Consider the following 16,433-nt stretch of genomic DNA (forward strand, 5'->3'; position numbering starts at 1 on the left):
CTCCAAACTGTCCACAGCCACAGGCCTCTTGTTTCTCAAATACGGCTCACCCCACAGTCCAGTGCCACACATCCCCGTCTTGTTCAGGGGACGATGAGCGAAATGAGGGCGCGGCTGAAATCGGTCTGCTGGCCGGCTTCCAGGTGCACCGGGCGTTGCGGGTGGTCGAAGCGAATGTCCATGGCGCTGGCGGTGGTCGCGATAGAGATCGCCGATATTCTGGTGTGGATTGTTAGGGAGGTGCATGGGGCTTTTGTTGCTGGAGGTATGAGGCAGATGACCGAAAGACGAGCAACTTTTGTTAAAAATTCACCAGCACAATCTGAACGGAACAGCTCGGCAATAATCACCGAACCGCAAGCAGAAATGCTCCGGCTTTGGATCAAGGCAGCGTTTTTCAACCTCAAACAGCAAGGTTGTTAAAAGCAACTGTTTACTTCAATCGTTTTCTAAACAAACCGTCTAGTTAGTCTCGTCGATTTATATTAGGCCTTGGTCGAATACCGTCTGTCCGCTTGTACCGGCATTAAACGCCTTGTATGTCAGTGGCATGTACGTACTTGCTCGGCGTAATGAAAAATCTTGCATTGTCTTCAATGTTTGAGCAAAGTTCGCTTAATCCTGATGGATAATGAGCTCATGACATGGATAGTCAATTCAAATACGCTGATTTCGTCCCAGTCGACGAAGGTCATTCAAACGTCTGTTTACAATCTGAACTTGAAATGCAGCTGGGGGAGCTGCAAGGGCTAAGTTATGCCTACTTTGCCGTTCCTCGTAATCGTGAGGCGGCGCCTCTTATTGTTTCAAACTACCCCTTGCCCTGGCTCAAAGCTTATAAGGACGCCAGCTATCATTTGATCGACCCGATCATTCATCACGCGCTTAAAAGTTGCGCGCCCTTTTCCTGGGATGATGCGTTGCAGAGCGCGTCCTGTGAAAAGAGCCGGGAGTTTTTTCGCCGCTCCACTCAACACCGAATCTGCTCCGGCGCCACCTTTATCTTGCATGACCCCTGCGGCCTGTTCAGTTCGTTGAGCCTTTGCAACAAAGGGCCGCAAGCCGATTTTGAGCGACGCATGGCCGACCAGGAAGCGCAGATCCAGATGGCGTTGATCCGCTTTCATCGCCGGCTGCTGAGCCTGCGGACGGTCGATGAGTGGTTTGCCAAGCTCCAGAGCGGCCCGCTTTCGGCCAAGGAGATGGCGGTACTCAAGTGGGTGATGATGGGCAAGTCCTACCGGGAAATCGCGCTGATCTGCGCGATTTCCGAGCGGACGGTAAAATTTCACATGTCCAACATCGCCGGCAAGCTACAGGTCTGCAATGCCAAACAGGCGGTTTATGAGGCTCAGCGCCAAGGCATCCTCTGATTCAGGCACTGACCCGCTCGGGCACATCGAGCGGGCTGTCGCCAGCCTGCAGAGGGCGCGGCCACAGGCTGGCCTGTGCCGCTGACAGGGGTTGCTTGCGCGCAATAGTGGCCAGCAGGCGCTGGCGATTCAGCTCGTTGACCGGCATATCCAGCAGCAGCACTTTTTCCCCTGGCGAGGCTTCGCCGGTATCCAGTACGTCGTAGTGCCAGCCGGCGTTGCGCACGATCCGCCCCATGGCGTTGCTGACCACGGTGATGATCGACTCCAGGCCCTTGGCCGCGGCGTAGTTGTGCATGCTCAAGAGCAGCATTTCGGTCAGGGGGACCTGGGCCAGGCCGTGGTGGCGAGAGCGGATCTTGTCGACGAAGAAGCGACTGGATTCGGCCATCAGCGCGTGTTTTGGGGGCTCGCAGCGGAAAAAATCACGGAACGGGCCTTCGACCATATAGGGGTCCAGGGTGTTGATCAGCCGCAGGCCGGCCAGGGGAATGCCCTCCCAGGTGCCAATCAGGTAGGTGGTGCGCTCGTTGTCGTATTCATCGAACTCGATGCCGTTGTTTACATTGACCTTCCAATTCAGACGGTCGGCGAATACTTCCTTGCGCAGGCCATACAAGTCAGCGACCCAGGCATGGGGCGTCGCACTATAGTCAAGCGTGTAAAAATCGATAGCGTTCATATTATTAACGTTCTTCCATGAATGTAGTACTTAAGTACTAAGTGGAGCGATGGGTACAGGAGCGCAAGGCATTAACTTCCGCACATCGAAGATAACCCCCAACGACTTTCCTTAGTTTATCAATATCCGTTCAGTAGCGACCTGTACCTTAGTGCAGTTGGCGCCTGCGCACTTTGATTTTAATCACCTATCTGTACCTAGATACAGTTGTCCTGCCCTGGCAATTACGACAACTTATGCCGGGCAGTGGTTAAGCCCGGATGACGCTGCACGATGAACTTTCAATATTGGACGATTGTTCTAAGTTGCCGTCATCGCTTGTAATTCAAAGTACTCCATCTGCCTCTATCGCCAACTATGCCAATGACAGTCTGAGTGTCTGGATCAGGCTTCTTCATGCTGTGCGGCATTCAAGCCAAAGACATCGAAACAGGGAAGATCATGGAAAAGTCTGCTTCTTCAGAACCGCGCCGGGTCGTGGTAACCGGTTATGGCGCCATCTGCTCGCTTGGCGAGAATGCCGACGCTATCTGGGACGCGATGATGGATTACCAGGTGGGCTACCGTCAGCACACCTTCGATGATCCGAGCATCCACGCCCGTTACTTTGGTTTTATCGATGACTTCGGGCATGCGGCGATGCGTCCGTTTTCGAAGAAAATCTCCAAGATGTTGCCGCTGTTCGCCAAATACAGCCTGGTGGCGACCCATGAGGCGATCCGCATGGCGTTCAGTGATACGCCTCTGGATGAGATCGTCTCGCCCTTCGATCGCGGCGTGATCCTGGGCACCGGGTGGGGCGGCCTGGACACCGCCAACAGCAATAACAACGAATACCGTGCCCACGGCATCTCCACCTCCTTCGCCACGGTCATGTCGATGTGCAATGCGGCTACGGCCGGCATCACCATGAACTGGAACATGCGCGGCATCCAGAACAGCCCGGTGGCGGCCTGTGCCACGGGCACCATCGCCATCGGCGAAGCGTACGAGGCGATTCGCAGCGGCCGCGCCAAGGTGATGATTGCCGGTGGCAGCGAGTCCCTGAAAGAGCAGTTCAACGTGTGGTCGGTGGATGTCATCCAGGCCCTGAGCAAAGAGCAGGAAAACACCCGCCTGGCCTGCTGCCCGTTCAGCAAGGGCCGCAGCGGCTTCGTGCTGTCCGAGGGTGCGGCGGTGCTGTGTCTGGAGGACTACGAGTCGGCCCGGGCCCGGGGCGCGAAGATTCTTGGCGAGATCACCGGCTACGCCAACTATTCGGATGCCTACGACATGACTGCCCCGGCCGAAGACATGCAGGCCCGGGTACGGGTGATCAATGAGGTCTGCAAGCAGGCCGGCGTGCAGGCGGAGCAGATCGACTACATCAACCTGCACGGCACCTCGACCCCGCTCAACGACGTCAACGAAACCCGCTCGATCAAGCTCGCCCTGGGGGACGCCGCGTACGGCATTCCGATGTCCAGCACCAAGTCCTACACCGGCCACCTGATCGGTGCTGCCGGTTCCATGGAAGCGGTGTTCTGCCTCAAGGCCATGGCCCGCGGCACCATCCCGGCGACGATCCACATGGATCAGGCCGACCCCGAGTGCGACCTCAACTACGTGCCCAACGAGCACCTGCATGGGCAGAGCCTGAACAACGTGATGAACCTGAGCTTCGGCTTCGGCGGCGCCAACGCCGGCATCATGCTGCGCAAGGTGGTTTGAGCATGCAGTTGCAATTTGCAGCCGAGCAGATCGAGGCCTGGGCCGGCCTCTCCGGTGATCGCAACCCGATTCACTTCGACCTGGAAGCCGCGCGCCGCATGGACGCCGCCGATGTGGTGGTGCACGGCATGCTCGCGCTGCTGCCGGTCAAGCAGCGCATGGGCCGCGTCAACCCGGTGCTGCCCCAGGACTGGATGCAGTTCAAGGCGCTGCTCAAGACGCCGGTGCTGCGCGACAGCCTGGTTGCCCTGTCGACCCGCGAGCGCAGCGACAGCACGGCGTTCAAGTTGCAGTCGAGCATCGGCAACAGCGAACACATGATCGGCCACGTGCGCATCGTCGACGCGCCGCTCTGGTCCTCCAGCACTGCGGGCTTTCTGCTGGTCAGGGAGGAAGTGACGGCCTGGCTCGCGGAATTTCGCCAGGGCCTGGGCCAGGGTTTCGATGATTGGGTTGCGCTCGATGCGCTGATCTTTTCCCACTTCATTCGCAACCACATGGGGGTGGTCTTCGACTCCCTGTCAGCGCAGTTCCGGCAGCGGGAAAGACCAAACCGGCTTGAGGACCTGTCGGACCTGCTGGTGGTGCAGACCAGCCACCAGATCAACTTCTGCACCTCGCTGCGTTCCCTGGGCGGGTTGCAGACCGATATTCGCTGTGAGATCGGCAACATCAACCTGATCGAAAGCCCCGGCAAGGCCGTGGGCACCCTCGATCTTGGGGTGCATGTCAGCGATCGCCACGTCATGACCATCACCCTCGGGCTGATGGCAAAAACCCTTTAACCCCACCAAGGAGCTGTGCAATGACCACCGTAGAGAAAGTATTTGCCGTTGTTCGTGACCTCATTCTGGAACTCAAGGACGTCGACGAAAACGATGTGACCCTCGATACCCAGATCGAATCGATGGCGTTCGACAGCCTGGACTTCGTCGAGATGCAGCTTGTGGTGCAGAAGAAGATCGGCGTGGCGCTGGATCCCGACTCGTTCGCCAGCCGCCAGATCGCCACGTTGCGCCAGCTGTGCGAATTCGTGGTCGAGGTCAAGGAATCGGCCACCGCACCTGCCTGACCGGCAGATCCACCGTTACCCATTAGGAGCAAGGGAATGTCCACGCTGACCAATAGTGTGCTCACCATTTCAGAGGCAAGGGAATCGAAGGTCCGCAAGCTGAGTGAGGTCTCGCATCACAAGACCATGGACCACGCGACCGTATTGCCCTGGAACCAGGAAGTCGATCGCAGCCTTTATCCCAAGGACCCCGATCATCTGTGGATCAATGGCACGCGCTTCTGTGAAGGCCTGAGCGAGGCGCAGAAACTGGAGCTGGCCTGGCTGGAAACCGGCCGTGATATCTCCATGTTCATCTGGCTGGAGCAGACCATTCCGTCGTTGTACATGGGCTATATCACCCAGTTCCACGATCGGATCTCCCAGGACCTGCAGGAGTACCTGATGATCTTCTCCAAGGAGGAGATCGTGCACACCCTGACCTTCAAGCGCTTCATGGTCAAGGCCGGCCTGGAGATCTGGAACCCGCCGGTAGGGCTCTACGAACCGCTGACCGTGACCCTGCCGAAAATGGAGCCGGCGGTGGGCGTGCTGTTCACCCTGCTGATCGAGTGGGTGGCGGAAATGGGCGCTATGCACACCTCCCAGGGGCCTGGCATTGAACCCATGACCCGGACCCTGTTCCGTGAACATCACCATGACGAGGCCCGGCACATTGCCTTCGGTCGCTGGATCAGCGAGTCGTTCTTTGAAACGGCGAGCGCGGAATCCATCGCCCAGGTGAAAGCCATGAGCCGTCGGATCATTCCGGCGCTGATCGACATGTTCACCTACAACCCGGAAATCGCCCGGCACACGTCGTTCGAGTTCCCGATCGCGATGGACGACAAGGCGAAGATCGAAGAAGTCTGGCGCTCGGACAGCAACGCCCGGATCAACGACGTGCGTTTCACCGAGATCTACGCCTGGGTCGACAAGCTGGGGTTGCGTCAATGAGCCAGCCGTCCTGGGACGCGATTTTCGTCGGTGCCGGGATCACCAGCCTGGCCTGTGCGGCCATGCTGGTCAAACGTGACCCTGGGGTACGCCTGCTGGTGATCGACAAGCATATTGTCGTCGGCGGGTATGCCTCCACGTTCAGCCGACCGAAGCAGGAGGCGGTGTTCGATTGCAGCCTGCACAAGCTCAGCGGCATGGCCGAGGGCGGCAACCTGATCCGCATCCTGCGCAGCCTCGAGCTGGAGGACACGCTGGACCTGGTCTATCCCGAAGACTACTTCTGCGCTTACCAGGACGGCACACCCTTGCCCCTGGCCAACGATGTGGACGACGCGCAACAGCAGTTGCTGGAGCGCTTTCCCCATCAGGCCGAGGGCATTGCGACCTTCTTCGAACAGGTTCGGACTTACGGGCGCAACGGCTATTACCAGTTCCAGATGCTGGAAGGCACCTTTGAGCCGGACATGGCCCAATTGCGCTTCGCCCATCGCCACCTGAAGCAGAAGACCGTGCGCCAGGCGCTGCACGAGCTGTTCGACGACCCGTACCTGATCGAGATCCTGGCGGCGCCGGGCATCTACGTCGGCGGCTACTCGGAAGACCTGGGCTACCTGTACTACCTGCATGTGGTGTACGCCACCCTCAACCGTGGCAACGCCTATGTCAGGGGCTCATCGCAGCACCTGTCCAACCTGCTGGCGCAGCGGATCGAGCAGGCCGGTGGGCAGGTGCTGCTCAGCACGGCGGTCGATCAAGTGCTCACCGACGGGCAAGGCAGCGTCACGGGGGTCAGCACCAAGCGCGGCGTGTTCCATTCGCCGCGGGTGTACATCAACGCTTCACCGCACTACGCGGTGCAGTCGCTGTTCGCGGCGGATGTGGAGCTGGCCCCCACGCGGGAGAAACTCACCGCGCTGAAACCGGCCCGCTCGACCACCACCGTGTACCTGGTGACCGACCTGCCACCGGCGCACCTGGGCTTGCTGCACAGCGAGTCGATGCTGTTCCCCGAAGACCCGGGCGCCGGCGCCGAGCTGCGCATGGCTGCCGAACGCAGCGGTTATGAGGCGGCGCTCAGTGAGCGGGCCTTCTGGGAAATGTCGCCGGTCGAGGTCACCAACTATCACGCCCTGGACCCGGCTGCGGGCCTGGTGGTGTGCATCAACGTGCTCGACTCGATCGCTCATTGGCCGCAGCGCCGTACCGAGCAGTACCGGGCCAAGAAACAGCGCGCCGGCGCCGTCCTGGTGGAGCGTCTGTTGAGCCAGGTGCCGGGCTTGCGCGGGCATGTGCTGCATACCGAAGTGGCCACGCCCCACACCTATGTGCGGTTCACCAACAACACCGACGGTTCGGGTTATGGCGCGATGGTGAGCACGGACCTGAGCGGCCATGTCTTCCATCACGGCTTCCCGGTGCAGGGCGTGCAGTTCCTCAGCGCCTGGGTGGCGGGTCCCAGTTACGAAGCGGCATTCGGTTATGCCGAGATGAAGGCCAGACAATGGAAACGAGCATGAGCAAAAACGAGCAATCGACGGGTTGGCTGGGTGTGGCCATTTCCAAGCTGTTCATCCGCACCATGTTCCGCCAGGTCCAGGGCTGGAAGCGCGACGTCCCCAGTCGCGCGGCAGGTTTTGTCGAAGTCGCGCGCGACGGCAGTCGGCTGGAGGGGGCGTCCCTGCGCACCACCGTCATGCACCCTCGGGGCGTGGTGCTGTTGTGCCACCCGTTCCTCAAGTACGGCATGCATTACTTCTTCGAGAACAAGCTGGACCAGGCGTTTCTCGACCAGGGTTATCACGTGGTCGCCTTCAACTTCAAAGGCTTCGGCCGCAGCACCATCGGCGGCCACGCCTTTGCCGACGATGTGCTGGCCATTGCCCGACGGGTGCAGCGGGACAACCCCGGCCTGCCCATCCACCTGGTGGGCTGTTCGTTTGGCGGCTATCACCTGTCCCATGCCCTGGCGCGGGATACCACGCCCTTCACCTCGGCGGTGCTGGACAGTGTGCCGGTGTCGGTGCGCAGCTATTTCACCCGTGGCCCACTGCGACTGGCCATGCGCTGGATCAGCGGCAGCCGCCTGGCAGTGCCCACCGGAACCTGCGCCATCGACCACTCGTTGCGCGGCGTAGGCCGGCTACCGATCGCCTATTTCTACGGCCTCGACGACCGCTTTATCCCAGCGGCCAGCGTCGCGGGTCTGAGCCTCGATTGCGCGGCGCTGCACTTGGTCGGTTTCGAAGGCTGTCGCCATCTGGAAAACCACAAGAAGCATCGGGACCGCTACTTCGAGGAAATCTTCGATTTCTTCCACCGTGCAGAAGCTAAAACACCCGTCGTGCCCGCGTAACAACGGCAAGGACCATCAGGCTAAAGGATGTAGATCATGGATGTTCAGCAGGCTTCAAACGGTAAATGGGTGCTGGTCAGTGGCGGCAGTCGCGGCATTGGCCGCGCACTGGTTTCGTCCCTGGCCCGGGAAGGGTATCAAGTCGCGTTCACCTACCAGTCTTCGGCCGACTCGGCACGGCAACTGGAGCAGGAAGTGGCGGCCAGCGGTGGTCTGGCCCACGGCCACGCCTGTGACGGCCGCGATCATGGGTCGGTCGAGGCGGTGTGCGCACAGCTGGTGGAAACCCTCGGCGAGCCCTACGGCTTGATCAACAACATGGGGGTCACCGGCGACCAGTTGCTGCTCAAGTTCGACATCGAGCGTTATCGCGATGTGATCGCGACCAACCTCGATTCGGCGGTGTATTTCAGTAAATGCCTGGCGCCGGCCATGGCGGCCGAGCGGCGCGGCAAGATCCTGCACATGTCCTCGGTCAGTGGCTTCAAGGGCAACAAGGGGCAGTTGAGTTACTCGGCGACCAAGGCGGCGATGATCGGCATCACCAAGACCATGGCCCTGGAACTGGCGCGCTTCAAGATCAACGTCAACGCCATCGCCCCGGGGTTCATTGCCACCGAAATGGTCGAGCAGATCGCCGACCCGGTGCGCAAATCGATCACCGACACCATTCCCCTCAAGCGCTTCGGTGAAGTGCGTGAAGTGGCGGCCCTGGCCAGCTTCCTGCTGTCGAACCAGGCCGACTACATCACCGGCCAGACATTCGTAATCGACGGCGGCCTGACGGTCTGATTGAGCTGTCCCGATCCGGCCGCAGAGCCTGGAGATGTAATGAGTCAAGAATACGATACCGTTTTCGTCGGCGCGGGCCTTGGCGCGCTGGCGAGTGCCAGCCTGATGGCGCAACGCGGCCAGAAGGTACTGGTGGTGGAAAAACACAATGTACCCGGCGGTTATGCCAGCAATTTCCGGCGCAAGGATTTCAACTTCGATGTGTCCCTGCACTCGTTCGACGGCGTGGTGCGTGGCGCCGAGTCGTTCAATGTAATCGAGGCCTGCGGCGTGGCGGACAAGGTCGAGTTTCTGCATCACCCGACCCTGTACCGCTATCGCTCGCAGGACGTCGACATCACCGTCGGGCACCGCGACCTGGAAGGCTACAAGCGCGAGTTGTTCCGCTTCTTTCCCGAGGAAGTCGACAACATCAATCGCCTGTTCGCCGAGTCCCAGCGCAACTACAAGGACCTGTGCGGCTTCCTGTATTCGCGCAAACCGTTCTGGATGAGGCTGATGGCCACGCCCCTGGTCTATCCGCGGGTGCTCAAGTATGGCCACGAAACCGTGGACCACTACTTCTCGCGCTTCACCACCAACGAACGCCTGAAGGAAGTGCTGTCGGCGCAGTGGAGCTACTACGGCCTGCCGGCCAAGGACCTGGCGTTCGGCTACTTTTCCTACCCCTTTATCGACTACCTGGAAAACGGCGGCTACTCGATCAAGGGCGGCTCCCAGGCCCTGTCCAATGCCCTGGTGGAAGTGATCGAGCAGCACGGTGGCCGGGTCGAACTGGAGTCGGCGGTGAACCAGATCGTGATCGAGCGCGGGCGCATCAACGGCGTGGTAACGCGCAAGTCCGGCCGGGTCAAGACGCGCAATGTGGTGGCCAATATTTCACCCCATGCGGTGGTGGCCCTGGCCGGCGAACAGCACTTCGACGCCAAGTACCGCTCGCGCCTGCGCCGGCTCAAGTTGTCGGTGTCCGGGTTCCAGGTCTACCTGGGGCTCGATTGCCCGCTCAGCGAGTTGGGCGTGGGCCCCGAGGAGTACATCCACTTCTTCGCCCCGGAGAAAACCCAGAGCGAACAGTTCGAGCACATCCAGGCCGGCGAGCTGCATGGCGACAACACCAGTTGGTCGATCAACTACTTCTCCAACGTCGATCCGTCGATGGTCCCGGCCGGCAAGTCGAGCCTGGGCCTGTTCACCCTGACGGGCGCCAAGGAGTGGCTGTCCCTGGACAAGCTCGACTACCGGCGCAAGAAGCAGGAACTCACCGAACTGCTGATCGCCAACGCCGAACGGGTCATTCCCGGCCTGAGGCAGCACATCGAGGTCTGCGAGAGCGGCTCGCCCCGGACCATGACCAAGTTCACCCATAACCCGGCGGGCGCGATCTACGGCTTCGAGCAGAACACCCGGCAATCCGGCCTGTTCAACCGTTTCCCGCAGAAATACCCGGTCAAGGGGCTGTACCAGGTCGGGGCCTGGACCTTCCCGGGCGCAGGCTTCATCGGAACGATGCTGTCGGCGCGGTTGTTGGTCGACCGCTACTTCTGAGTGGCGCCCTCCCCCTGTCAAACCCGACTTTTACGAGACACACCATGACCTACGTAGTGACTGACAACTGCATTCAATGCCGCCATACCAGCTGCGTCGATATCTGCCCCGCGGATGCTTTCCACCTAGGGCCGAACTTTATCGCCATCAACCCCCAGGAGTGCGTCGACTGTGGCCTGTGCCTGCCGGAGTGCCCCGAGGAAGCGATCCAGCCGGAGAACCAGCTCGATGACAGCAACCGGCATTTCATCGAACTTAATGCCGAGCTGGTCCAGCACTGGCCGGTGATCCTGCAACGGATCCCGCCCCTGGCCAACCACGAACACTGGAGCCGCCAGCCGAACAAGCTGCCCCACCTGATACGTGAGGCCGAGGCGGTCGACCCGACCCGCGACCACCACCTAGCCCATGCCTGATGTGCGACTGGAACCTATCCCATGCAAAGCTTTGATCGATTCAAAACCCTAGAGAGCGACACCTTTGACGTGATCGTGGTCGGCGCCGGCATCGGTGGCCTGACGGCGGCGGCAACCCTGGCCAATCGCGGCAAACAGGTGCTGGTGCTCGACATGCACTATGAAATGGGCGGCTGCGCCACGGTGTTCCACCGCAAGGGCAAGGACTACGAGTTCGATGTCGGCCTGCACTACATCGGGGACTGCGGCAAGCACGGCCTGATTCCGCGAATCCTGCGCGGCGCCGGGATCAATGACGGTGAAATCAAGTTTATCGAGCAGGACCCGGAGGGCTTCGAGACCCTGTGCTTCCCCGCCTTCGAGTTCGCGGTGCCCCGTGGTTATGAACGCTTTCGCGAGAAGCTGCTGGAGGCCTTTCCCGAGGAACGGGCGGGGATCAACCGCTACTTCAAGATGCTGCAGCAGGTCTGGGACTTCATGGGCATCCACTCGCGGCCGCTGACCGCGCTGTGGGTGCTGCCACGCTCGTGGATGCTGATGCGCCATGCCAAATCGACAGTGGAGCAGTTCCTCGACACCTGTACCCAGAACCAACGCCTGCGGGCGGTGCTGACCGGGCAACTGGGGGTCTATCACCAGCCGCCAAGCCGCGCGACCATGGCCGGCCATGCCGCGGTGGTCAACCACTTCCTGCAGGGCTCCTACTACCCTTCGGGCGGCGGCCAGGTGTTCTCCGACAAGCTCGGCGAAGTGGTCGAGCGCAAGGGCGGCAAGATCCTGTTGCGCTCCAAAGTCGAACGCATCCTGATCGAGAATGGTCGCGCGGTGGGCGTCGAGTTCAGCAACAAGCACCTGGGCAAGCGGGTGGTCAAGGCCGACTCGGTGATCTGCAATGCCGACCTCAAGCAGTCCCTGCTGGGCCTGATCGGCCGTGAACACCTCAAGCCGCAGACCGTGCGCCGCGCCGAGCAATTCGAAATGTCACCGGCCATGGGCGTGGTCTACCTGGGCATCGACATGGACCTCAAGGCCATGGGCCTGAAGAACACCAACTACCGCCTCTACCCCGGCTACGACTACGAGAAGGCCTACCGCGACGTGTTCGCCGGCGAGTTCCCCGACGAGCCCCATCTGTTCATCGGCAACGCGACGATGAAAGACCCGGACAACCCGGCCATCGCCCCGCCAGGCATCTACAACCTGCAACTGATGTCGGTCGTGCCCTCCACCCCCCACAGTTGGGGCGTGACCCAGGCTGAGCTGGACGATGGCAGCTACCGCACCAACCCGGCCTACCTGGCGAAGAAAGACCGCTACGCGCGCCAGCTGATTGCCTTGGCGGAGCGGGTGATTCCGAACATGTCGGCGCACATTGTGTATCAGGAGGTCTCGACCCCGTTCTCGGTGACGCGCTTTATCGGCTCCGAAGGCGGCACCTCCTACGGCCTGGCCTTTACCCCGGAGTACTTCCTGCACAACCGGCCGGGGGCCAAGACCGAAATCCGCAACCTGTACCTGTGCGGCGCCTCCACCCGTACCGGGCACGGCATCTTTGGCGCCATGACCGGCGGTGTGGAAGCGGCCGCGGCGGTGTGCGGGCGTCACGTGCGTTACCAGGTGATGGACGTCGGCACCCGCGCCGAAGCGGCAACCAACTGATCAGGTGGCTACCCTGAGCCCTGGTGAAGCAACGCCTCGGGGCTCAGCGTGGCCCTCGGGCCTCAAGGAGCGATGGCATGACAAACGAATACAACATGGCACTGGTGATCGGCGCCGGGCTCAGCCTGCTGGCGGCGCTGATGCATGTCGGGGTAATAGTGGGCGGGCCTTCCTGGTATCGCCTGTTTGGCGCGGGCGAACGCTTTGTGCGGGCAGCCCAGGCCGGGCGCTGGTTTCCGGCGCTGGTCACGGCGGGGATTGCCCTGGTGCTCGGCGCATGGGCGGCGTATGCCCTGTCCGCGGCCGGCGTCATCGAGCCCCTGCCCCTGCTGCGCCCGGCACTGTGCGCGATCACCCTGGTCTACCTGCTGCGCGGCCTGTTGGGGCCCTTCACCCTGGTCGGCACCGGGCGCAGCGTGCGCTTCGTGGTGGTCAGCTCGGTGGTGTGCCTGGTCTATGGCCTGGTGCACCTGTTCGGCCTGGTGCAGGTCTGGGGATCACTGGCCTAGGCCACAGTCCTGCAGCGGCGCGCTGCAGCCCGCTCTCGGCAGCGGCTGAACCTGCATTGCCTAGCGGGCGATGGCAGCTGCCGCCTGCACCAGACGCGCTGTGGCCAGCCGGATTTCCTCCCGATTGAGCGAGGCGAAGCCTATGCGCAAGGCATTCTCCGGTTGATCCAGCGGCGAAAACTGGCGACCGTTGCGCACCACCAGGCCATATTCCAGGGCCTTTTTTACCAGTTGATCGACATCGATTTCCGCCTCGAAACCGACCCACAGCGCCAGCCCGCCTTCCGGCTCCCGAACTGAAATCCGCTCGCCAAACCCATCCAGCAGGCCACTGTGCAGGGTTTCCCGGCGCCGCAGATACTCCTTCGAAACCCGGCGCAGGTGCTTCTTCAGTTCACCGTCATTGATCAGGTCCGCGAGCATCCGCTGCATGACCGCATCCCCCTGGCCCAGGGTCAGCGCAGCATGTCGCTCCAGCACCTCGATGACATTGGTGGGCGCCACCACATAGCTGCAACGGAAGGTCGACCCCAGGGCCTTGGACAGCGAGCCGATGTAGATCACGTGGCGCTGCGTGCTGTCGCTAGCCAGGGGCAGGTATGGCCGCCCGGCAAAGTGGTACTCGTGGTCGTAATCTTCCTCGATCACACAAAAATCATGGCGCCTGGCCAATGCCAGCAATTGTTGCCGGCGTCCGGCGTGCAGGCTGACGGTGGTGGGAAACTGGTGATGGGGCGTGAGGTAGATCATCCGCACCTTGTGCACCCGGCACAGCGCGTCAATCTGATCGACCCGGCAGCCTTCGCTGTCCAGGTCCAGGGTCACCAGTTGCGCCCCCAGCTTGCGAAAGATCTCCCACGCCGGTGGATAACTCAGGCGCTCCACCAGCACCACGTCGCCGGGTTTGAGCAGCGCGCTGGCGGTCAGGTACAGCGACATCTGGGTGCCCTGGGTCAGGCAGATATGCTCGGCGCCAACGGCCAGGCCGCGATTGTGGCGCAGCATGTCGGCCAGCGCGCGGCGCAGGTGATGGCTGGTTTGCTCGCTGCCGTGACGCACGGTATTGGAGGCGAAACTGCTGCGCAGCGCGTTGCGATAGTAGCGGTGCAATACGGCTTGAGGCAGCAGGCGGTGGTCGCACGCACCGTTATCGATGAACAGTGTGCCGGGCCGATGCTGCAAGGCCGGCACCTGGTCGCCCTGGGTGAAATACGCCACCGCGGGGTGCGCCAGCAGTTCCAGGGCGAAAGACGGCTGGGCACTGCGGGCGCTGGGCTGGGCGGCCAATTGCGCGTTGACGAAGGTGCCGCGGCGCGGCTCGCTGACCAGCCAGCCCTTGGTGATGGCTTCTTCATAGGCCAGGATCACGGTCTTGCGATTGACGTCGAGCAGCTGCGCCATTTCCCGTGTCCCGGGCAGCAGCGTCCCGGGGGTCAGGCGTCCGTCGACGATGGCCTTGACCAGGCCGTCGACAATCCGCCGGTAAGACGCCTGGGACTCGCTCCCCTCAAGTTGCAGCAAGGGGCGCCATTTACGCATCTGGACCATCTGAAATATCCAAATCTGGAGGTTCTAATGGTCCTAGTCTAGCGCAACAATCAGGCCTCACTTACCCGAGGTCCTTATGAACCAACGCCATGTCATTGAAGTGTCGCCATCGGGGAAAACCTTTGACGCCGGGGATGAGCTGCTGCTCGACGCCATGCTCGCCAGCGGCTTGCCGGTGCCGTTCTCATGCCGCCGCGGGGCGTGCGGGTCGTGCAAGGTCAAGGTGATAAGCGGGCAATACCGCGCCACGCCCCAGGCTGCGAATGGTGCGCCTGCCTCCTTCCCCCTGGCGGCCGATGAACTGCTTTTGTGCCAGAGCCATGCCTGCGCGGACATGCGCCTGGAGATCCCCGGCTGGTCCCTGGACACCCCGACCCTGGCGATCGACGCCCGAGTGCTGAGCCTTCGTGCCTTGAGCGCCGACGTCATCGAACTGGTGCTGCAGCCGGGCACCCGGGAGCCCCTTGACGTCAGGCCCGGGCAGTACCTGAAGTTTCGTCTGGGGGAGGACCACAGCCGCTGCTACTCGATCGCCAACCTCCCGGCCGAGGATCAGGGGCAACTGGTCTTTCATATTCGCCAGGTTCGCGGCGGGTGGTTTTCCGAGGGCATCCTGCCGACCCTGGAGATTGGCCAGACCCTGACCCTGGAAGGCCCGTTCGGCGCCTGTACCTGGCAGCACGATGATGATCGTCCGGTCGTCCTGTTCGCCACCGGCACCGGCTATGCCGGGGTCAAGCCGATCCTGCTCAATGCCCTGGCCCGGGGAGCCAGGCTGACGCTGTACTGGGGCGGCTCAGGCCCGGCGGATTTTTACGACCGCGACTTCCTCGACCGGGCCGGCGTCGAGCACCCGGGGTTTGCCTGGCACCCGGTGCTGGCGGCGCAAGCCCGGGTGCAACAGGTCGCACTCGGCCATGGGCATCCCTGGGCAGAGGCCCAGGTCTATGCCTGCGGCAACAGCACAATGATCAGCCAGGTCAGCGCGCAATGCCTGGCTGCCGGCCTGGCGCCACACCGCTTTGTCGCGGAAGCCTTTGTGCCCAACGGCGTGCCAGCCCCGGTGTCGACATTCAAGCCTCTGGATCCCGTGTGGGAGAAGGTCGGCCCGCGCTATTCCCTGGACGGCATGCTGGCCGCCCGCGAACAATCGGTTCGCGCCCTGGCCTTGATCGCCAGCCAACTGCGGGTCGGCATGACCACCGCCGAAGCCATTGATATGGCCAACCGGCAACTGACCCGGATGGGCGCATCCCACACGTGGCACCCGACCTATATCCGCTTCGGCGAAGACACCATTCGCTCGCCACGGGAGGGCATCGACCCCCTGCGCCAGCTGCGCGCGACCGATATCGCCGTGGTCGATCTCGGCCCGGTGTGGGACGGCTATGAAGGCGACTATGGCGACACTTTCGTGTTCGGCGAGCACCCGCTGCACCGGGCGTGCGTCACGGCCTTGCATGAGGTCTTCGACGAAACCCGCGAGGCCTGGCAGCGGGGGCTGACCGGTCGCGGGCTCTACGATTTCGCGGAGCGCAGCGCGGCGGCGAAGGGCTGGATGCTGGAACGAAACCTGGCCGGGCACCGCATCGCCGACTTCCCCCACGCCCTGTTCGGCAATAAAAAACTGGCCGAGCTGGAAATCGTACCGAGCGAGATGGTCTGGGTCCTGGAAATTCAGCTCTGCCATCCCACCGAAGCCGTCGGTGCGTTCTTCGAGGACATCCTGATCGGCGAGGCCCGCCCGACCCCGTGAGCCGGGAGCGCCGCGCCCTGTACCGGTGTCGGTTCGGCCTCTGATAAGCTTGCTGCCCCCTATCTACACCCGGTGCAGG

16 protein-coding genes are annotated in these 16,433 nt (G+C 62.0%); 14 read left to right on the forward strand and 2 right to left on the reverse strand.

Annotated features, from left to right (window positions below):
- Window positions 1–174 precede the first annotated feature (174 nt).
- Window positions 175–423 (forward strand): hypothetical protein, encoded by a 249-nt coding sequence (locus tag ACOZJV_RS16840; RefSeq protein ID WP_421548068.1) that lies wholly within the window; start codon window positions 175–177, stop codon window positions 421–423.
- Between the two features lie 221 nt (window positions 424–644).
- A complete protein-coding gene (locus ACOZJV_RS16845) occupies window positions 645–1,373 on the forward strand; it encodes a helix-turn-helix transcriptional regulator (protein WP_421548069.1) in 729 nt (242 codons plus the stop codon).
- A 1-nt stretch (window position 1,374) separates the two neighbouring features.
- Here the strand turns inward: ACOZJV_RS16845 and ACOZJV_RS16850 are convergent, their stop codons facing one another.
- Window positions 1,375–2,055: an acyl-homoserine-lactone synthase gene (locus tag ACOZJV_RS16850; protein WP_201129393.1), complete on the reverse strand. Its 681-nt coding sequence runs from the start codon at window positions 2,053–2,055 to the stop codon at window positions 1,375–1,377.
- Between the two features lie 441 nt (window positions 2,056–2,496).
- Here ACOZJV_RS16850 and ACOZJV_RS16855 point away from each other — a divergent pair, with 441 nt between their 5' ends.
- From ACOZJV_RS16855 to ACOZJV_RS16905, 11 genes are all read left to right on the forward strand, one after another.
- Entirely contained in the window at window positions 2,497–3,765 is a 1,269-nt protein-coding gene (locus ACOZJV_RS16855) for a beta-ketoacyl-[acyl-carrier-protein] synthase family protein (RefSeq protein WP_421548070.1), read from the forward strand.
- 2 nt (window positions 3,766–3,767) lie between these two features.
- Window positions 3,768–4,550: a MaoC/PaaZ C-terminal domain-containing protein gene (locus ACOZJV_RS16860; RefSeq protein WP_078469737.1), complete on the forward strand. Its 783-nt coding sequence runs from the start codon at window positions 3,768–3,770 to the stop codon at window positions 4,548–4,550.
- Between the two features lie 20 nt (window positions 4,551–4,570).
- Window positions 4,571–4,837 carry a phosphopantetheine-binding protein gene (locus tag ACOZJV_RS16865; RefSeq protein ID WP_078469736.1) on the forward strand — a complete coding sequence of 89 codons (267 nt, stop codon included), beginning with the start codon at window positions 4,571–4,573 and terminating at the stop codon, window positions 4,835–4,837.
- A 36-nt stretch (window positions 4,838–4,873) separates the two neighbouring features.
- Entirely contained in the window at window positions 4,874–5,773 is a 900-nt protein-coding gene (locus ACOZJV_RS16870; protein ID WP_421548071.1) for a diiron oxygenase, read from the forward strand.
- Window positions 5,770–7,293 (forward strand): phytoene desaturase family protein, encoded by a 1,524-nt coding sequence (locus tag ACOZJV_RS16875; RefSeq protein WP_421548072.1) that lies wholly within the window; start codon window positions 5,770–5,772, stop codon window positions 7,291–7,293. Before ACOZJV_RS16870 ends, ACOZJV_RS16875 begins: the two co-directional genes overlap by 4 nt.
- The gene (locus ACOZJV_RS16880) at window positions 7,290–8,129 is read left to right on the forward strand and encodes an alpha/beta hydrolase (protein WP_201129390.1); all 840 of its coding nucleotides are present in this window, start codon (window positions 7,290–7,292) and stop codon (window positions 8,127–8,129) included. The genes ACOZJV_RS16875 and ACOZJV_RS16880 overlap by 4 nt, the downstream gene beginning before the upstream one ends.
- Before the next feature lie 36 nt (window positions 8,130–8,165).
- On the forward strand, window positions 8,166–8,921 hold the full coding sequence (locus ACOZJV_RS16885; protein ID WP_020299952.1) for an SDR family NAD(P)-dependent oxidoreductase: 756 nt from the start codon (window positions 8,166–8,168) through the stop codon (window positions 8,919–8,921).
- A 39-nt stretch (window positions 8,922–8,960) separates the two neighbouring features.
- A complete protein-coding gene (locus ACOZJV_RS16890; protein ID WP_421548073.1) occupies window positions 8,961–10,466 on the forward strand; it encodes a phytoene desaturase family protein in 1,506 nt (501 codons plus the stop codon).
- Window positions 10,467–10,510: 44 nt separating this feature from the next.
- Window positions 10,511–10,882 carry a ferredoxin FdxA gene (gene fdxA, locus ACOZJV_RS16895; protein WP_020299954.1) on the forward strand — a complete coding sequence of 124 codons (372 nt, stop codon included), beginning with the start codon at window positions 10,511–10,513 and terminating at the stop codon, window positions 10,880–10,882.
- Between the two features lie 21 nt (window positions 10,883–10,903).
- Window positions 10,904–12,541, forward strand: a complete 1,638-nt coding sequence (locus tag ACOZJV_RS16900; RefSeq protein WP_201129389.1) for a phytoene desaturase family protein — start codon at window positions 10,904–10,906, stop codon at window positions 12,539–12,541.
- A 77-nt stretch (window positions 12,542–12,618) separates the two neighbouring features.
- Window positions 12,619–13,050 (forward strand): hypothetical protein, encoded by a 432-nt coding sequence (locus ACOZJV_RS16905; protein WP_020299956.1) that lies wholly within the window; start codon window positions 12,619–12,621, stop codon window positions 13,048–13,050.
- Between the two features lie 60 nt (window positions 13,051–13,110).
- Here the strand turns inward: ACOZJV_RS16905 and ACOZJV_RS16910 are convergent, their stop codons facing one another.
- Complete coding sequence (locus ACOZJV_RS16910) at window positions 13,111–14,598, reverse strand: PLP-dependent aminotransferase family protein (protein WP_421548074.1); 1,488 nt, start codon at window positions 14,596–14,598, stop codon at window positions 13,111–13,113.
- A gap of 76 nt (window positions 14,599–14,674) precedes the next feature.
- On the opposite strand from ACOZJV_RS16910, the gene ACOZJV_RS16915 reads away from it, so the two are divergent.
- Window positions 14,675–16,354, forward strand: a complete 1,680-nt coding sequence (locus tag ACOZJV_RS16915; RefSeq protein ID WP_421548075.1) for a M24 family metallopeptidase — start codon at window positions 14,675–14,677, stop codon at window positions 16,352–16,354.
- Window positions 16,355–16,433: the final 79 nt, after the last annotated feature.

It is taken from the genome of Pseudomonas sp. QD4 (assembly GCF_049199125.1).
GTDB lineage: Bacteria > Pseudomonadota > Gammaproteobacteria > Pseudomonadales > Pseudomonadaceae > Aquipseudomonas.